At 50.6% G+C, this 16,741-nt stretch carries 15 protein-coding genes; 6 read left to right on the top strand and 9 right to left on the bottom strand.

From position 1 onward, the window contains the following. Positions 1-286: 286 nt before the first annotated feature. From ftsY to ABD880_RS11155, 6 genes are all read right to left on the bottom strand, one after another. Entirely contained in the window at positions 287-1,249 is a 963-nt protein-coding gene (gene ftsY / locus ABD880_RS11130; RefSeq protein ID WP_066508182.1) for a signal recognition particle-docking protein FtsY, read from the bottom strand. Positions 1,250-1,362: 113 nt separating this feature from the next. Further along, a complete protein-coding gene (locus ABD880_RS11135) occupies positions 1,363-1,515 on the bottom strand; it encodes a DUF4295 domain-containing protein (RefSeq protein ID WP_071887815.1) in 153 nt (50 codons plus the stop codon). Positions 1,516-1,517: 2 nt separating this feature from the next. Continuing rightward, entirely contained in the window at positions 1,518-1,706 is a 189-nt protein-coding gene (gene rpmG, locus ABD880_RS11140) for a 50S ribosomal protein L33 (protein ID WP_066508181.1), read from the bottom strand. A 185-nt stretch (positions 1,707-1,891) separates the two neighbouring features. Further along, the gene (locus ABD880_RS11145; RefSeq protein WP_345165884.1) at positions 1,892-3,505 is read right to left on the bottom strand and encodes an aminopeptidase P N-terminal domain-containing protein; all 1,614 of its coding nucleotides are present in this window, start codon (positions 3,503-3,505) and stop codon (positions 1,892-1,894) included. A 16-nt stretch (positions 3,506-3,521) separates the two neighbouring features. After that, positions 3,522-3,761 (bottom strand): 50S ribosomal protein L28, encoded by a 240-nt coding sequence (gene rpmB / locus ABD880_RS11150; protein WP_345165887.1) that lies wholly within the window; start codon positions 3,759-3,761, stop codon positions 3,522-3,524. A gap of 110 nt (positions 3,762-3,871) precedes the next feature. Next, on the bottom strand, positions 3,872-4,069 hold the full coding sequence (locus ABD880_RS11155; protein ID WP_345165890.1) for a C1orf53 family protein: 198 nt from the start codon (positions 4,067-4,069) through the stop codon (positions 3,872-3,874). A 951-nt stretch (positions 4,070-5,020) separates the two neighbouring features. Between ABD880_RS11155 and rocD the strand changes: the two genes are divergently transcribed. The 3 genes from rocD (at position 5,021) to hemB (ending at position 9,447) form a co-directional block, all read left to right on the top strand. Beyond that, entirely contained in the window at positions 5,021-6,262 is a 1,242-nt protein-coding gene (gene rocD, locus ABD880_RS11160) for an ornithine--oxo-acid transaminase (protein WP_345165892.1), read from the top strand. Positions 6,263-6,367: 105 nt separating this feature from the next. Next, positions 6,368-8,194 (top strand): rhomboid family intramembrane serine protease, encoded by a 1,827-nt coding sequence (locus ABD880_RS11165; RefSeq protein WP_345165895.1) that lies wholly within the window; start codon positions 6,368-6,370, stop codon positions 8,192-8,194. A 272-nt stretch (positions 8,195-8,466) separates the two neighbouring features. Further along, positions 8,467-9,447 (top strand): porphobilinogen synthase, encoded by a 981-nt coding sequence (gene hemB / locus ABD880_RS11170; protein ID WP_345165898.1) that lies wholly within the window; start codon positions 8,467-8,469, stop codon positions 9,445-9,447. Positions 9,448-9,552: 105 nt separating this feature from the next. Here the strand turns inward: hemB and ABD880_RS11175 are convergent, their stop codons facing one another. Beyond that, complete coding sequence (locus tag ABD880_RS11175) at positions 9,553-12,423, bottom strand: FlgD immunoglobulin-like domain containing protein (protein WP_345165901.1); 2,871 nt, start codon at positions 12,421-12,423, stop codon at positions 9,553-9,555. A gap of 63 nt (positions 12,424-12,486) precedes the next feature. Further along, positions 12,487-12,894 carry a hypothetical protein gene (locus ABD880_RS11180; protein WP_345165903.1) on the bottom strand — a complete coding sequence of 136 codons (408 nt, stop codon included), beginning with the start codon at positions 12,892-12,894 and terminating at the stop codon, positions 12,487-12,489. Between the two features lie 249 nt (positions 12,895-13,143). Between ABD880_RS11180 and ABD880_RS11185 the strand changes: the two genes are divergently transcribed. From ABD880_RS11185 to ABD880_RS11195, 3 genes are all read left to right on the top strand, one after another. Further along, entirely contained in the window at positions 13,144-13,950 is an 807-nt protein-coding gene (locus ABD880_RS11185; protein WP_345165905.1) for a metallophosphoesterase family protein, read from the top strand. A 3-nt stretch (positions 13,951-13,953) separates the two neighbouring features. Then, complete coding sequence (locus ABD880_RS11190; RefSeq protein WP_345165908.1) at positions 13,954-14,577, top strand: hypothetical protein; 624 nt, start codon at positions 13,954-13,956, stop codon at positions 14,575-14,577. 133 nt (positions 14,578-14,710) lie between these two features. Next, positions 14,711-15,238: a CopD family protein gene (locus ABD880_RS11195; RefSeq protein ID WP_345165910.1), complete on the top strand. Its 528-nt coding sequence runs from the start codon at positions 14,711-14,713 to the stop codon at positions 15,236-15,238. Positions 15,239-15,333: 95 nt separating this feature from the next. Here the strand turns inward: ABD880_RS11195 and hemN are convergent, their stop codons facing one another. Then, positions 15,334-16,707, bottom strand: coding sequence for an oxygen-independent coproporphyrinogen III oxidase (hemN, locus tag ABD880_RS11200; RefSeq protein ID WP_345165912.1), 1,374 nt, complete (start codon positions 16,705-16,707; stop codon positions 15,334-15,336). Positions 16,708-16,741 lie beyond the last annotated feature (34 nt).

Below are 16,741 nucleotides of genomic sequence, written 5' to 3' on the forward strand. Positions count from 1 at the left end.
GCCCAATTAAATGGAATTGCGATGTTCTTTTTATACTGAAAGGATAGTCAATATCCTCAATTTCTTCTCTGGTTCAAGTTTTCAACTTGGACTTATTATGGCCGTAAGTTTCCAACTGGCGTGAGGTGCAAGCCTCAAAAATGCGTTCTTTGGGCCTTCCTTAATCCGCAAGTTAAAAACTTGCTACATGAATGACTCCAAGTTGAAAACTTGAAGTAGGACTGGCGTAATTGAAGCAGAAACTGCCGTTTTCGGCCTCTTTTCTGGAAAACAGCCTAAAAACGGCTTATTTGTTTTTGGAGAACAGAGAGTCCACAAATTCGCGCTTGTCAAACACCTGCAGGTCCTCTACGCGCTCCCCTACACCAATGTACTTAACAGGAATCTTGAACTCGTCTGAGATGCCAATGATGACGCCTCCTTTGGCCGTTCCGTCCAATTTGGTTACCGCTAGGGCCGTTACCTCGGTGGCTTTGGTGAACTCACGGGCTTGGATGACCGCATTTTGACCGGTGCTACCGTCTAAGACCAGCAACACCTCATGCGGCGCGGCGTCAATGACTTTCTGCATCACGCGCTTGATTTTAGTAAGCTCGTTCATGAGACCCACCTTGGTGTGCAGACGGCCAGCGGTGTCAATAATCACCACGTCTGCTCCCATCTCCACGCCTTTCTTCACGGCGTCATAAGCCACAGACGCAGGGTCAGTGTTCATGCCGTGGTCCACCACTGGAATGCCCACGCGGTCACCCCAGATTTTGAGTTGGTCCACAGCGGCAGCCCTAAACGTATCACCCGCACCCAGCACTACCTTCTTACCGGCTTTGTGGAACTGCGAGGCTAGCTTACCAATGGTGGTGGTCTTGCCCACGCCGTTCACGCCTACTACCATAATCACATACGGCTGTCCGCCGGTGTCTGGAAGGGTGAAGTCAGCGGCAATCCCGCCCTTGTTCTCTTCCATGAGCTCCATGATCTCTTCGCGCAGGATGCGGTCCAGGTCAGAAGTGCCTACGTATTTGTCACGGGCTACGCGTTTCTCAATGCGCTCAATGATTTTGACGGTGGTCCCAATCCCCACGTCTGCGTGTACCAGCACCGTCTCCAGCTCATCCAAGACCTCCTCGTCCACTTTGGACTTACCCACCACCGCTTTGCTAAGCTGGTCCAGGAAGCTGGTCTTGGTTTTCTCAAGGCCTTTGTCCAGAGATTCTTTTTTGTCTTTACTGAAGAAACCGAAAAGTGCCATATTGGTGGGTAGAGGCGGTTGGGGTGGATGAAAAGTAAAAAGGGTTGAATACCAAAAAAGTCCCTAGTATGGAGGGACTTTTACAGGTATATCTTGATTGCGATATAAGGCAATTATTTTTTAAGAGCGTCTTGAACTTGGTCAATCGGCACCATCTCTTCTCTAAAAGTGTAAGCGCCAGTCTTAGGAGACTTAACAGCTTTGATCACCTTCGCCCAGTCTTTACCAGTGGCGGTCTTTAGGGTTGCTACTACTTTCTTAGCCATGGTTATTTAATTTCTTTATGAACGGTAACTTTCTTCATGAAAGGATTGAATTTCTTCATCTCCATACGCTCAGGAGTGTTCTTTCTGTTTTTGGTAGTGATATACCGAGACATGCCAGGTACGCCGGAGTTTTTCTGCTCAGTGCACTCCAAAATCACCTGAACTCTATTGCCTTTAGCTTTCTTTGCCATCGCGAAGTTGATTTTTTATTTAGGACTGCAAATATACAGCCTTAGTTACTTAATTACAAATACGATACTTCTTTTTTAGTCAAGTATCACCAAATGCCCACGGCCCGGCTCCCCAACCTTTTGCAAAGCTACCATTTTTGCGCTATTTCTGCTAAAAGAGGCTAAAAACGGAGCAATTAATTCTCTTACTTTAAGACCGGCAACTTAAAGTCATCCAAGGCACTAGGCTGGGCCATGGTGGCTTCAATGTCTTTCACGGTCCTAGGCGCCCCTTTTGATAGGTTTTCCCAGCCAGTGTTGGTGATGAGGATATCGTCTTCAATGCGTACGCCTATGCCCCACCACTTCTTGTCTACAGGGCTTCCTTCCGGAATATAGATGCCTGGCTCCACAGTAATGACCGTGTTGTGTTTAAACGGCCCGTAAGCGCCTCTATCGTGCACGTCTAGTCCCAAGTAATGGGACACCCCGTGCATGGTATAGCGACGGGCCTCTTCTGGCTTCTTGATGATGCCTAGTTTAATCAAACCCTCGGCCATTACTTTCTGAGCGGCCTCATTAGGCGCCTGGAATGCGTTACCCACTTTGCACTGCTGAAAACCGGCTTCTTGGGCGGCGTACACCAGTTCATAGATTTGCTTCTGCTCTGGAGAGAACTTACCGTTGGCCGGAATGGTGCGGGTCACGTCTGCGGTGTAGCCATGATACTCGGCGCCCAAGTCCATCAACACCAAATCATTGTTCAGCTTAGGACGGTCGTTTTCTGTGTAATGCAGGATACAACCGTTGTTGCCGGCGCCCACAATAGACGGATAGCCTTCATATTCGGCGCCGTATTTCTTGTAGACGTATTCGTGAATTCCTTGCACTTCCATTTCAGACATGCCGGGTTGCATGGCCTTCATAACCTCCAGTTGCCCAATGGCAGACATGGCCACGGCTTTGCGCAACAGCACCAGTTCTTCTGCGGTCTTTTCTTCACGAAGCTGGTTAAGGACGCCTTCCAGCGAAGACATATCTAGTTTCTCCTTCGGGATGCTGGCGACTACGGCGGCTCTGGCGGGTGCGTCCTTGGCGGCTACGTAGGCTTTCAAGATGGCATTGTTGGCAAGCGCGGGGTTGGCCTCCATCTGGCGCTTTACTTCCTGCTGTACCTGAGCCCCAGCCTGCGCATCATACTGCCTGATGGCACTAAAAATCTCCTGGTGGTCTAGGCTCTTGCCTTCGCGTAGGCCTATTTTCTGCTTGAACTGCGCTAACAAATCATACAGGTCACTGCGGTCTCTGGCTTCATTGCGCACGTCATGCGGCAACTCAAAGAATAGCACTTGCTGTAGGTTGGCAGTATCCAGTTTAAAGGCGGCGAAGTCTGTGTTCGGCAGAGACACGGCAAAGCCCAGTTGCTGTTTCACGCCGTCGGTGCCCAGGCGCTTGCCGTTCCAGGACTCTGCCTGCGGGTTGCGGGGCTGCGCGAAGACTACTTCATTGGTGCTTTGTCCGTTTATAGTCTGGTTCTCTGAAAACACCAGCAAAACGGAGTTGGGCTCTTTATACCCAGTCAGGTAGTAGAAGTCGGGGTTCTGGTGGTAATGGAAGTCCACGTCATTGGCGCGGTTTCTTACCGGGGCAGAAAAGAAAACGGCAACGGAGCGAGCCGGCAGCAGTTGCCGCAGTTGCTCTCTCCGTTGCCGGTGAAATTCTTTGGTTAAAAAGTCCGTGGGCTTTTGAGAGGAAGCCATTGACTGCCCCATCGCTCCAAGCGGAAGCGACACTAGCAGTAAAAACCATAAGTGCCGCATGCTTTTCATATGCTAACTAGTAAACGATGTATCCTTCGTCTTTTGCTTTCTTCAATACGGCAGAGATACCATTCTTAGAGATGGTACGAAGAGCAGAGGTAGAAACTTTCAAAGTAACCCATGCATCTTCCTCTGGGATGTAGAAGCGCTTCTTCTGTAAGTTCGGGAAAAACTTACGCTTTGTCTTATTGTTGGCGTGCGATACGCGGTTACCTACCTGCGTTCTTTTACCGGTTAAATCACAAACTCGTGCCATTGTATCGTTAGTATCGTTTATTACAAAAGGGACGCAAATATCCGCAAAAAGATAGATAATGTCAAAGCCCCCGCTAAACTTTTTTGTTTAATTCGTTCTAAAGAAGCTGTTTATCCTGTTTTACCGGCACCCTTACTTGGGGTATCCTGCTCTTTTTTAGCCTCTTTCTGGTAACCGTACGGGCAGTGCTTGCACCCGCTCTGACAACAATAGCCGCGCCGCAGGTGGTACTGCTCCGTAAAAACCATCAAGCCCTGCTCATTAAAATATGTGTCTCCCGGTTGCAAGGGGAGCGGCTTTGGTCTCATGCCACAAAGATACGTAGGATTGCGGAAAAATCCGTTTTTGAGCCGTTTTCTGGGAATTAGGTAAAAAACGGGTTTGATGGTTGATTGTCAATTGCTGGTTGTTGGTTGATGCCTCACTCTACTACCCCCGCCGTTGTTGGTGTTATTACTAACAACGTAGACTGCCTTTCTGACTAGCTTTGTGACTCTTCTATGGCGCGGATGTTACCTCCGTGACTTTTTGCCGTGCGCTTCCGTTGGCTGTTCCTAGAGCAAGGCCGCTTCATCCGGTGCCCTTATGCTACTCTTTTCATCTTTTCCGCTAAGCGCTCGCGGCCGCGAGGCCCCGTCTTCCCGCCTCGCGCTGTACCAGCTTGCCTCTTCTGCGTAGGGCCGCTTCTGTCTGACTAGCCCGTCTTGCTCTGTATTGACTGCCGTCCTGCCAGAGGCGGCAACCTGCTTAGGCGACTCGCCGGAAAGACTGGATCAGGTGCCAGTGGCAAAGGCTTCTACTAACCGCAGACTCCCCCCTTGAGGGGGGCTAAGGGGGGTGTTTACACCAACAGATGAATCGGTCAGCAATTAACCATCAGCTAATGTCACTACCCAAAAGACCGCGTAGCATCTGGCAGGACCAGTGAGCGTCTGCGCCAATTGTCATTTTAGCCTAATTCTTGGAAAACAGCCTAAAAACGCTTCTTGAACAATGATCAACCATTAGTAATCAGCGATTAATCAATTTGCCAAAAAAGACATCTGTTCCGGCCAGCATGAGTAGGATATCATGAAGGGCACCCAAAGTCTTTTCTTATTCCCTTATTAAATAGACAAAATCTTATATACCATATCCCTTCTGCAGGGCTGAAGTAAAGACTTTTCTTTACTTTTATCACGAAGAAAGAATCTTCGTACAGAATAAAATCTGGGTTGATTGCAAGAAACGCCCTTCACCAAAAGTAAACGCGATAGCATATGGATACAATGTCAATTACCTCTAGCCAACAGGCCATTGAACTGGAAGATAAGTACGGTGCCCACAACTACCACCCCCTGCCGGTTGTCTTAAACCGCGGCGAAGGCGTTTTCTTGTGGGACGTGGAAGGCAAGCGCTACTATGATTTCCTGAGCGCGTACAGCGCCATGAACCAGGGACACTGCCACCCGCGCATCATTGGCGCGCTCACTGAACAGGCCCAGCAACTGACCCTCACCTCGCGCGCCTTCTACAATGACAAACTGGGCGCCTGTGAGAAGTACCTGTGCCAGCTCTTTGGGTATGACAAAGCTTTGTTGATGAACTCCGGGGCTGAGGCCGTAGAGACCGCCCTCAAACTGGCCCGTAAGTGGGGCTATACTCAGAAAGGCATTCCGGCGCATGAGGCCGAGATCATTGTAGTGGAGCACAACTTCCACGGACGTACCACGGGCATCATCTCCTTCTCTACAGACCCAAGCAGTACAACCGGCTTCGGGCCGTACATGCCGGGTTACAAAGTGGTACCGTATGACAACCTGGACGCATTGGAGCTGGCCTTGCAAGAGAACCTGCACGTGTGCGGGTTCATGGTAGAGCCTATCCAAGGCGAGGCCGGCGTGGTGGTGCCTTCAGAAGGATACCTGGCCAAAGCCCGCGAGCTGTGCAAGAAATACAACGTATTGTTTATTGTAGATGAAATCCAGACGGGCATTGGTCGTACTGGTAAAATGCTGGCCTCTGATTATGAAGACGCCAAACCAGACATCTTGATTCTGGGCAAGGCCTTATCAGGGGGCGTGTTGCCTATCTCGGTGGCGCTGGCCAATGACGAGGTGATGCTAAGCATTCAGCCAGGCGAGCACGGTTCTACCTTTGGCGGCAACCCATTGGCCTGCGCCGTGGCCATGGCCGCCCTGGACGTGATCAAAGACGAAAACCTGACGGAGAACGCCTATAAGCTGGGTGAAATCTTCAGAAGCCGCATGAATGAATTGAAAGACCGCCACCCAGAACTGGTGACGCTGGTGCGCGGCCGCGGACTTTTGAACGCGGTGATTATTCAACCTACGGCAGACGGACGTACGGCCTGGGATGTCTGCGTGAAGTTGAAGGAGAACGGACTGCTGGCCAAACCAACGCACGGCGACATCATCCGTTTCGCACCGCCGTTGGTGATTACAGAAGAGCAGTTGCATGAGTGCTGTGACATCATAGAGAAAACCCTGGCCGCGTTTTAAATAACAGACAGAGTTCCTATAAAAAGAAAAGCCAGTCCCACCCAGGATTGGCTTTTCTTTTTATAGGGTAATTTCTATCTTTAGAAAGACCTAACCCTCACCGCCTTGGCTTCTATCTCTACCGCTTTTAGAGTTAAGATCACACAGATCTTCCTGCCGTTTCTTCTTTTATCTGTTGGCCTGTTGGTTCTATATACCTCGTTCAATTGGCTGGTCTTCATCAAGCTAGAGCTAATACAGGCCAATGGATTCATCACCAACTTTGTCTTACCGGCTTGCTTGTCTGGATTGGCGGTCATCTTTTGGTACAGGCACCGCATCAAACTCCTGCATCTTAAAAGAAAATCTGGAGACTTGCCTACATTGTATGTGTTGGTGGCCATTTTAGCCATGACGGTGCCCACGGTTATAGCTCAGGAATACCTAGTGACGGCCACGGGCAAGCTCACCCAGTTAGATTCCATCACGCAGATAGGCAAACTACCAGCCACCAAATATTACACGCTCAAGGAGTATTACATAGACAAAAAAAGCGCAGGCATCTTCCAGGAGACTACCACATCTGGCAAGCGCGACCGCAACCTGGTCTTTACCTATTACATCACCTGCCCTATACGAGTAGCCCGGAAAACAGACATTGACAGTGCTTCTCTTTCAGCCAATCCCTTAGACCCGTTGTACGTGCTGGACGGTGAGATCATTCCTGCACCTATACAGGAGGCAGCCTCTGCTCAAACGTATTCTGTAGGCGGACTTACGCAGGATGAGATTGCCTCCATCACCGTTTTAAAAGACACGGCCGCGCAACGGTTGTATGGTGACCGAGGCCGCAATGGCGTGGTTTTGATTTCTTCTACTCCCCGCGGATGGCTGGCCTTGGAATACTCAAAAACCATCAGCAACAGCCTCTCCCCCGAAGAAAAGGATCAGGCGTTTGAAGAATTCGCTCAAGAATCAAAAGCTAATTTTGAACAGCGAGACTTGGCTCAGTTTGAGTTTATGGAGCGCATGACACCCGCCCACAGTGATTTAGAAGCCTTCCAGATCAGTATCCAGAAAAGTCCGGGGTTTCAGCACACCGGCTTAGGTCCTTTGTTAATTCCGCATCAAGTGCCCTTTGCCCAGCGCAACGGGCAGAAGCTTCCCTGGATTTTCTACTCCTTGGCCATTGGCGCGGGCGTCTGGTTGTTGATGATCTCCATTGTGCGGCTGTCAAACATAAAGCGGCGCAAAAAACGCACCAGAGGACTATGGTCTAGACGGCTTTTAAAGAGAGCCTTGGCAGGCCTGCTCCCCGCTGACGGCTTCCTGATAACGCCCATCATTATGTACCTAAACGTATTGGTGTTTGCTGTATTGGTAATGGCAGGCTTGGGATTCATGTATTTTAACGCAGGTGATTTGCATACCGTAGGGGGTAATTTTAGGCCAAGCGTTTTGCAGGAAGGAGAATATTGGCGATTAATGACCAACGTATTCCTGCACGGCGGCATCATGCACCTGCTCATGAACATGTTTGCCTTGCTGTGCATTGGGGTGATTCTGGAGCCTCTTTTAGGCCGAGCTAAATACACACTGGTGTACCTTATCTGCGGGGTGACGGCCAGCCTGGCCAGCATCTGGTGGTATGAGGCCACGGTCAGCGTAGGCGCTTCAGGGGCCATCTTCGGGCTGTACGGTTTTTATGTGGCACTGCTCACCACCAACTTGTTCCCGCCAGAGGTTAGAAAATCCTTCCTGAAGTCTGTCATGATTTTTATAGGCTTTAATCTGGCCTTGGGCCTGGTAGGCGGCGTGGACAACGCGGCTCACGTTGGCGGCCTGCTCACCGGTTTTATTCTGGGTTATGGCTACTACTTCTTAAACAGAGACACCTTACTCCAAGAAGAAGAGGAAATGGAAATAACGGCAGAGGAGCAGGTACACGCCTAAATAGTTTCTCCTGATCGGCGCCCTCGTTTTTGGCCTGTTTTCTGGAAAACAGGCCAAAAACGAGGGCGCTGTCCTTTTACGCCAGCCGTACAACACCTCTAAAAGAATTGTGGCATGCCAAGACGAAGGGCCGTACCTTTGCAGCGTAGAGTCATTCGTGCCAAGTTTGATTTATAACAGTCTTGGCACACCAATCCTTTGGCTCTTTTGTTAAATCAGCAGCGAGTCCGCCTCCCGTATAGGCTCACTTGCCCAAAACCGTATAAGCTGCTATGAACCATTTAACCCGTCGGCCCCGCCGAAACCGCAAATCAGACGTCATCCGTAGTTTGGTACAGGAGAACCACGTAGGTACGCAGGATCTCATCTACCCGCTTTTTGTCACCGAAGGCCAGAACCAAACCGTGGCCATACCGTCCATGCCGGGCATCTCACGCTTCACGCTAGACAGACTGTTGGACGAGGTAGGCCTGTGCGTAGACTTGGGCATCAAGACCTTCGCGCCGTTCCCCAACATCCCCGAAGAGAAGAAAGACCGCTTCGCGTTAGAAAGCAAAAATCCTGAAGGCCTGTACCTGCGCACCATTGCAGAAATCAAGCGCCAGTTCCCGGACGTGGTGCTGGCCACCGACGTAGCCATGGACCCCTACAGCACAGACGGCCATGACGGCATAGTAGACAACGGCGAAATCATCAACGATGCCTCTCTGGAAGTGCTGGGTCAGATGGCCTTAGCCCAGGCCCAGGCCGGCGCCGACATCATTGCCCCTTCAGACATGATGGACGGCCGCGTGGCCCATATTAGAAACATCCTGGACAAGCACGCCTTCTACAATGTGTCCATCATGAGCTACACCGCTAAGTACGCCAGCGCCTACTACGGCCCGTTCAGAGACGCGCTAGAGTCTGCTCCTAAGCACGGCGACAAGAAGACCTACCAGATGAACCCCGCCAATAGCCGCGAGGCCTTAATTGAAGCAGAACTAGACACTCAAGAGGGCGCCGATTACTTGATGGTGAAACCGGCCTTGTCCTATCTGGACGTTATAAAGCTTCTTCGGGACAACTCAAACCTGCCCATTGTGGCTTACAACGTGAGCGGTGAGTACGCCATGGTAAAGGCCGCCGCTCAGAACGGCTGGATTGACGGTGAAAAGATCATGCTGGAAAACCTTTTGAGCATGAAACGCGCCGGTGCAGACATCATCCTGACCTATTTTGCCAAGGAATTTGCGCAGTACATGAAGAGATAATCTTCGTTTTTAGCCTGTTTTCTTCAAAACAAGCCAAAAACGATTTACATAAAAAAGGCGGCCTCTGTACAGAAGCCGCCTTTTTAGTAATCTTATAAGCGTAGGTTATTTAATATAGGCCACGCGTTTGGTCTCGCGCTTGCCGTCTACCGTCAATTGGTACAGATACGTGCCTGAGGCCATTTCCTGACCAGCTTTGCTTTTCCCATTCCAAGAAGCAACGTGCCTGCCGGCGTTCAGTTTTCCGTTGACTAGCGTAGTCACCGCTTTCCCGTTCAGGTCAAACAAGGTAAGGCTTACCTGTGCAGTTTTGGTTAACGTAAATGGTATGTTGGTGGTCATTCCCTTCCGGAACGGATTAGGATAGCTTTGGCCTAAACCAGGCGCAATGGCCAGGTCTACGTCCTCAGCAGACGCCAACGGACCAGTAAAGCGGGTACTGTACACACCATTGCCATGCGTTCCTACTATTACCATGTCATCTGTAGTCCGGCTGATGACCATGTCTACCGGCACTTGCCCAATAGACGTGCTACCTTCTCTAATCCAAGTGACATTAGGACCATCTAAGCTTGAGGTGGCAAAAAGACCGGTGCTAGTGCCCACAAAGTACTTGGTGTTGCCGTTGGTGCTTGGCAAGATGCTTACCCAGCGCGTAGATGGGCCGCTGCCAGAACCATTGGGGTTTTCTTCTAAGTTTCCGGACACTGGTGTCCAAGAACCTCCTCCATTGGTAGTGTAGAATAAGCTCACAATGCCATAGTTGGTGAAAGTAGCCACCACCTTGTTTGCATCACGCGGATCTACGGCAAGGCAGCCAATGTTACCGGCTGGGAAGTTGATACCTGTCACGTCTACTCTGGTAGGCGCTGTGGCCAATCCATCTTGAATTCTATAAATCTTACCGCCTCTGGTTCCAAAATACACTACATTGGCTGGCGCCTTGCTCACCCCTACCGCAGAGATCACCTCATTGGTATTCAGGTTGGCAATTACCTCCCAGCCCGTGGCAGACTGGCTACCGCCTCTTGGCAGGGCGTCAATGTTCTTATTGCGCCATAAGGTGTCACCGGCTGGCAGATACATCGTGTGCTCGTTGTTCGGGTCAATATTGTACGGGTTGATGAACAAGTACCCTGTGGTTTTAGGTGGATCCACGCGGCTGTATTGCCCGGTATACGCGCCGTCATCCCCAAAAATAAAGCGATAGATTGTTCCGTTCTGCACAGATACCAGCAAAGACCGTGCAGTTACGGCCGTAAAGGCACCATCTCCCCCTAATACCTCTTCCCAAAGACTGGTCTCATTGGTAGTCTCTACTGACCAGCTACCGTTGTCTTGCATACCACCCACAATGAAGTTGTCTGTGGTGTTCAAATCCATGGCTACCGTATAGAATTGAGTAGTTAAATAGCCACGGTTCAGAGAGGCCCACTCCACTTCACTGGCTAGCACGTTAAACGTTTTACTCACGCCACCGTCATGCGCAGAATATACACGGGACGGTGATGTCATGGAGAACGCTACCTCATGCTGGTCTGGGTGATGTGAAGGATACAAGGCATAGCTGGAATTATTAGCAATGTAGCCACCTATTTTCTTAGTAACGGCTGTTGAGGTATATCCATTGGTAGAAATATACAGATTGGTACCACCCAGAATAACCACATTTGGATTGTCCGGTTTTATTTTTACCACCATGTTATAGCCACCTTGTAGGTTCAAGTCTCCAGACTTGCCACCTAGCATGGGGATGTTGGCGCTTAGGTTAGTCCAAGTACCACCCGCTCCGGCACCGTTACCAGAAAGGTATTCATACTTCCAAAGATTAGGCGTCTCTTTGCCAGAGGCATTCTCTACATAAACAAAGTAATAGACTATGTTTTCATTAGATCTGGCAACATCCATGACGATGCGCTCATAGGTAGTTGGCCAGGTGGCAGGGGTGATGTCCGTCCAAGTTACGCCGTCCACAGAACGATAGGCACCTTTAGTCAAAGAAGTACCATTGCCAGAAGAAAACTGGCTCATGCCAGCATACTTCACGCCAGAAGGAGAAACGGTGATGTCTGTAAAGTAAGAGCTCTTGCCAAACTCCGTCGTTTCCTTCCCAAATCCCAAAACAGAGTTCCAAGTATTACCTCCATTGGTAGAGCGCATGATGGCTCCTGGCAAGGCGGCATATACTTCATCAATGTCTGTAGCAGGCCCTGTAGCCACCCGGTACACAAACTGGAACACATTATAAAAAGCCGTGTTGTTAGGCACCTGCGTGGTTACCAGCGGGTTCCAGGTAATGCCGTTGTCCACAGACTTAAACATGCCGTTACCGTAGTAGCTGGCGCCAGACTTACTAGCCGAGTTGCCCAAAATCTCACCGGTGCCGTAGTACCATACATTAGTCTTGCCAGGTCTCTTGTCTTGTGCAACCGTCGTTACACTCTGTAACTGGTCTGGATCTGTTACTTTGGCCCAAGAGCTACCACCGTTGGTAGAGCGCCACATACCGCCAGAAACGCCACCTGCCAACAAGGTATTTTCGTTGGTGATGTCATAGGCAAATGCTCTAGTACGGCCACCTACGTTGAATGGGCCACGGCGGCTCCAGTTAGCCGAAGCCAACTTGGTGTAGGGGCTTTTCTGGCGCATGATCTGCTCAGCCGTTGGAATGCGCAAAGAGAAGGCTAACTCGCGCTCTCTTATGTTTTCTGGAATTCTGCCGGTGTAAGGATCTTTAAGGCGCTCAAACTCATAGTTGGCGCGCGCATTAGGGTCTTCTTTTGATCCAATGGCGCCCTGTTTGTGCAAACGGCTGCTGCGGGCGTCAATCCCGGCTTGCGCAGCTCCTTTTTTTGACGAATAACTGGATGGGTGCAAAGGCCCCGGCAAGAAGGAAGCCATGTACAAGACGGCCCCAAAAAGTAGTAACAAGGCACTGGACATTCCAAACTGCCGTTGCTGATGCGTAATTTTCATGCAATAAGAATAGAGTTTTGTTTGTTTGTTTTAAGCTTGAGGTACTATATAGGCCGTGCCCACCTAAGGACGAATGGTAAACCCGCGCATGACAAAGTGGGTTCCACCTTCGGCTGGTTGACTGAGCCTGGCGTCCAATGTTTGTCCAGGGGTAACGGCTGGTCTTTCCTCACTGGCCTTAAGCGTCATAGGAAAATGCACCGTAAGCGTTTGCCCTTCTGCCAGGTTGGCCGTGAAACCCATGCCATAACCTATTATTTTTTTAACCAGCACTTCTGCCTGACAGGGGGATTGTCCGCAGGGGCCGGCATCAGATTTATCCAACACAGGTAATACTTTCACCACGTGCACCACCACTTGTACCTGTCCTGGAGCAATGGTCTCTTGGTCTGGTAGCACGGGCCGGGCCGCTGACTTCCCCAGGGTCTTCCCAGAGGGTTGGTTTTGGGTATCTTCTTGGTTGTCTCTCATGCGTTGGCAAGCCGTCTCCATGAAAAAGAGAACCATGCAAAAGAAAACGAAATGCCTCTTTGACAACCACATAGAAATCAGCTGAAAACAAATATAATGATAATGTGCAGGTATAAAGCAGTTTACCGCATCCTTTTTTGGGGCTCTGCGTAGGTGTTCAGAATCCAGCAGAACAAAAAGCGCGTTTTTGCTTGAATTCGGCGGATTAGCTCCCCCTGGCCAGTTTATATATTTTTTTCCTATATTTTTATGCGTTTGCCACACCTTTTCCGGGTCTGCGGGTGGTTGCTTTCCTTAGCCCTTCTCTCCTCTTGTGACTTGATAGACTACCACCCCTACGCGGGCAACATAGATTATAAAAACCTCACCCAAGAAAACCTGCACAAAATCAAAGAGCTAGAGGCGGCTTATTCTGCCACAACGCCTTTGCGCTTTGCCTTCACCGGTGACACCCAGGGTTATTATGCTGAGACCGAGGACATGGTGGCCGACATGAACCGCCGCGACATAGCCTTTGTCCTGCACGCCGGCGACCTGACCAACTACGCGTTCACAGATGAGTTTGAGCGCATGCACAAGGCTTTGTCTAAACTCAAAGTGCCGTACCTGACGGTGGTGGGTAACCATGACTGCCTGGGCGAAGGCAAGAAGCTTTACCAGCGCATGTATGGCCCTTTTGACTACTCCTTCACCTTCGGGCCAAACAAATTCATTTTCCTGAACACCAATTTTCTGGAGTTTGATGACAAGGTGCCGGATGTGACCTGGCTGGAGCAGGAATTGAAAAACGCCACTGGCACGCCCAACAAGTTCGTCATTTCGCACATGGCGCCCAACAACTCAGAGGCCAACCCCAACAAAGAGCAGAAATACGCCAGCCTCATGCGCCAGTACAACGTGCAGGTCTCTATGCACGGCCACACGCACAACTACCGTTTAGAAAACCTATATAACGACGGCATTCCGTACCTGACCGTAGACGCGGCCCTTAAGCGCAGCTACATGCTGGTGACCGTGGCAGGCAATAAAGTAACCTTAGAGCGAATCCAATTCTAGCGCATGAAACCACCTTACTCCTCTAAGACTTTGTTGGTCGTTCTTTTCCTGTTGCTTCCCTTCCTAGCCGGTGCCCAGAATACAACAGACAGCACAACAGACAGACCCAAAAACAAGTGGTACGCGCCAGACTATCTGGTCTTGCAACACGCAGGCTTGATTGGTTTTCTGTCTGCCGGAACCGGGTTTGACTTTGGCAAGCATGACAGAACCAACATGGAGATCATGTACGGCTTCACGCCGGGCTATGACATCAAGCACACCAACCACACGTTTACCCTGCGCACCTATTACCAGTCCAACCCCAAGCCGCTGTTTAAGGATGTGAAGATTAGCTGGATAAGGGCCGGCGCGGGCATCAGTCTGACCGTGGGTGAACAGTTTGAGAGCTTCTTCCCGGCGCGCTACCCAGAAGGCTACTACATCTGGCCCACCGCTACGCGCATTCTGCCGTTTGTGGGCACTTCCATAGGTCGTGATTTTACGGGTAAGAACAGACCGCATTACGCAGAGTTTTACACCGAGATTGGCACCAGTGACGTCATGATCGTGGACAAATACCGAAACTCGGGCATCTCAGTGCCAGACATTCTCAACCTGAGCTTCGGGCTGCGGTACATGTTGTAGTGTTTTTGGGCTGTTTTCTGGAAATCAGGCCAAAAACGAAGCCTTACAGGTTATGAAATGGGCGGATAGGTTTCTTGCGCCTAATCTGCCATTTTTGCAACGGCTTTCTGCCTTTCTCTAAAGCCGCGCGTCTATGAGCTTTCTGTACTTAAAATCCCTCCATATCATTTTTGTAGTGACCTGGTTTGCGGGCCTCTTCTACATTGTGCGCCTGTTTGTGTACTACGCAGAGACGGCCCAGAAACCAGAGCCCGAAAAATCCATCCTGCAAACTCAATTCGCGCTCATGCAAAAGCGGTTGTGGTATGGCATCACGTGGCCATCCGCTATCTTGACGGTGATCATGGGTCTGAGCTTGTTGAGCTACTACCCGCAGATACCGGGTTGGCTGTGGGCGAAGCTCGGTTTTGTAGTCGGGTTATTGGCTTATCACCTGTACTGCCACCGTATCTTTAAACAACACCAGCGCGGCGAAATAAGACAGTCCTCCACCCAGCTCAGAGTCTGGAATGAAGTAGCCACCCTCTTTCTGGTGGCCATTGTCTTTTTGGTGGTCATGAAGAGCGGCCTGGACGCTACCTGGGGCGTGGTAGGTTTTATCGCGCTGTCGGTGGTCTTGATGCTGGCCATCATGGCCTATAAGAAACTCAGAAAAGCGTAACTCATTAATTAAATTAAATAGAAACGCAGAAGCCGTTTTTAGGCTCTTTTCTAGAAAAGAGCCCAAAAACGGCTTTCTTGTTCTTCACCTCTGCCCTATACTGCCTGGCTGAACATGGGTTTCTGAGGCATACCGGCCACTGGTGCCGTTAAGTATAAGTCAAAGGCGGCGCAGACGGAGCGCAGGAAGTTCTTCCCAAGCGCGGTCAATTGCAGGCCAGACCGCGTGAGTTCAATAAGACCGTCCTGCTGCAATACCAGTAACGCAGGGTAAATGCTTTCCTCTATCAAGGCTTGCGCAGGCGTACCCAGCCAAGTGGTTTTACCGTGGCAGGCAATGTTGAGGATATGGCAGCGCATCTGGGCATCCAATTCTGTGAGCAGATAGCCTTTGAACTGGGGCCATTCGCCCATGGCTAATAAGGCGTAGTATTCTTCCACGGTTTTCACGTTCTGCATATAACCCATGCCCAGATCACTGATGGAAGACACCCCCAGGCCAATCATCAGCTGGGTCTGGTTGGTGGTGTAGCCCATGAAGTTGCGGTGTAGGCGCTCTTCTTTCTGAGCCACGCACAAGGCCTCCTCAGGGAACGCAAAATGGTCCATTCCCACGTCTTCATAGCCTGCGTCTAACAACAGTTGCGTACCCAATTGATACAAGGCCAGTTTTTCTCCGTCCTTGGGCAAATCTTCTTCTGAGTAGGCGCGCTGGGACTTCTCTTTCCAGGGAACGTGGGCGTAGCTGTAGTAGGCAATGCGGTCTGGTCTTAGTTTGATGACCTCCCGGAACGTCTGCTCAATGCTCTCCAGCGTCTGGAACGGCAGTCCGTAAATCAAGTCATAGTTGATGGACGTGTAGCCAACGGCCCTTGCCTGCTCAGTGGCCTGCACCAGGTTCTCCAGCGGCTGAATTCTATGAATGGCCACCTGCACCTTCTCTGAGAGGTCCTGCACACCGTAACTCACCCGCCTGAAGCCCACGTTGTACAAGGCCTGCAAATGCTCTGTAGTGGTATTGTTGGGATGCCCCTCAAAGCTGAACTCGTGGTCTTCATGCACCTCAGCACCGTCCAGCAAACCTTCAATCAAGCGGGTTAAATGCTCTGGGCTGAAGAACGTGGGCGTACCTCCGCCTAAATGAATTTCTCTAATGACCGGCTTCTCTGGCAACAGCGCCTTGTACTTGTCCCACTCCTGTAAGACCGCTTTTAAGTAGATAGGCTCTACGCCGTGGTTCTTGGTGATGCGCTTGTTGCAGCCGCAGTAGGTGCACAGGCTTTCGCAGAAAGGCAGGTGCACGTACAGACTGATGCCCTCTTGCTGGTTGGTGGCGGTAAAGGTTTGCAACAGCACGTCCTGCCAATCCTGGGTGGCCGGCAGCTGGTCGCCCCAGAAAGGAACCGTTGGGTAGCTGGTGTACCTTGGAACAGGCACGTTGTATTTTTTGAGAAGGGAAGCAGAGGCCATACGCTGGGGAAATCTTTGTTTATGGATACAAAGT

It is taken from the genome of Nibribacter koreensis, assembly GCF_039541795.1.
Classification (GTDB): domain Bacteria; phylum Bacteroidota; class Bacteroidia; order Cytophagales; family Hymenobacteraceae; genus Nibribacter; species Nibribacter koreensis.

Coding starts and splice junctions, on each gene's coding strand:
- ftsY (WP_066508182.1), bottom strand. CDS start 1,249: ATGGCACTTTTCGGTTTCTTCAGTAAAGACAAAAAAGAATCTCTGGAC.
- ABD880_RS11135 (WP_071887815.1), bottom strand. CDS start 1,515: ATGGCTAAGAAAGTAGTAGCAACCCTAAAGACCGCCACTGGTAAAGAC.
- rpmG (WP_066508181.1), bottom strand. CDS start 1,706: ATGGCAAAGAAAGCTAAAGGCAATAGAGTTCAGGTGATTTTGGAGTGC.
- ABD880_RS11145 (WP_345165884.1), bottom strand. CDS start 3,505: ATGCGGCACTTATGGTTTTTACTGCTAGTGTCGCTTCCGCTTGGAGCG.
- rpmB (WP_345165887.1), bottom strand. CDS start 3,761: ATGGCACGAGTTTGTGATTTAACCGGTAAAAGAACGCAGGTAGGTAAC.
- ABD880_RS11155 (WP_345165890.1), bottom strand. CDS start 4,069: ATGAGACCAAAGCCGCTCCCCTTGCAACCGGGAGACACATATTTTAAT.
- rocD (WP_345165892.1), top strand. CDS start 5,021: ATGGATACAATGTCAATTACCTCTAGCCAACAGGCCATTGAACTGGAA.
- hemB (WP_345165898.1), top strand. CDS start 8,467: ATGAACCATTTAACCCGTCGGCCCCGCCGAAACCGCAAATCAGACGTC.
- ABD880_RS11175 (WP_345165901.1), bottom strand. CDS start 12,423: ATGAAAATTACGCATCAGCAACGGCAGTTTGGAATGTCCAGTGCCTTG.
- ABD880_RS11180 (WP_345165903.1), bottom strand. CDS start 12,894: ATGAGAGACAACCAAGAAGATACCCAAAACCAACCCTCTGGGAAGACC.
- ABD880_RS11185 (WP_345165905.1), top strand. CDS start 13,144: ATGCGTTTGCCACACCTTTTCCGGGTCTGCGGGTGGTTGCTTTCCTTA.
- ABD880_RS11190 (WP_345165908.1), top strand. CDS start 13,954: ATGAAACCACCTTACTCCTCTAAGACTTTGTTGGTCGTTCTTTTCCTG.
- ABD880_RS11195 (WP_345165910.1), top strand. CDS start 14,711: ATGAGCTTTCTGTACTTAAAATCCCTCCATATCATTTTTGTAGTGACC.
- hemN (WP_345165912.1), bottom strand. CDS start 16,707: ATGGCCTCTGCTTCCCTTCTCAAAAAATACAACGTGCCTGTTCCAAGG.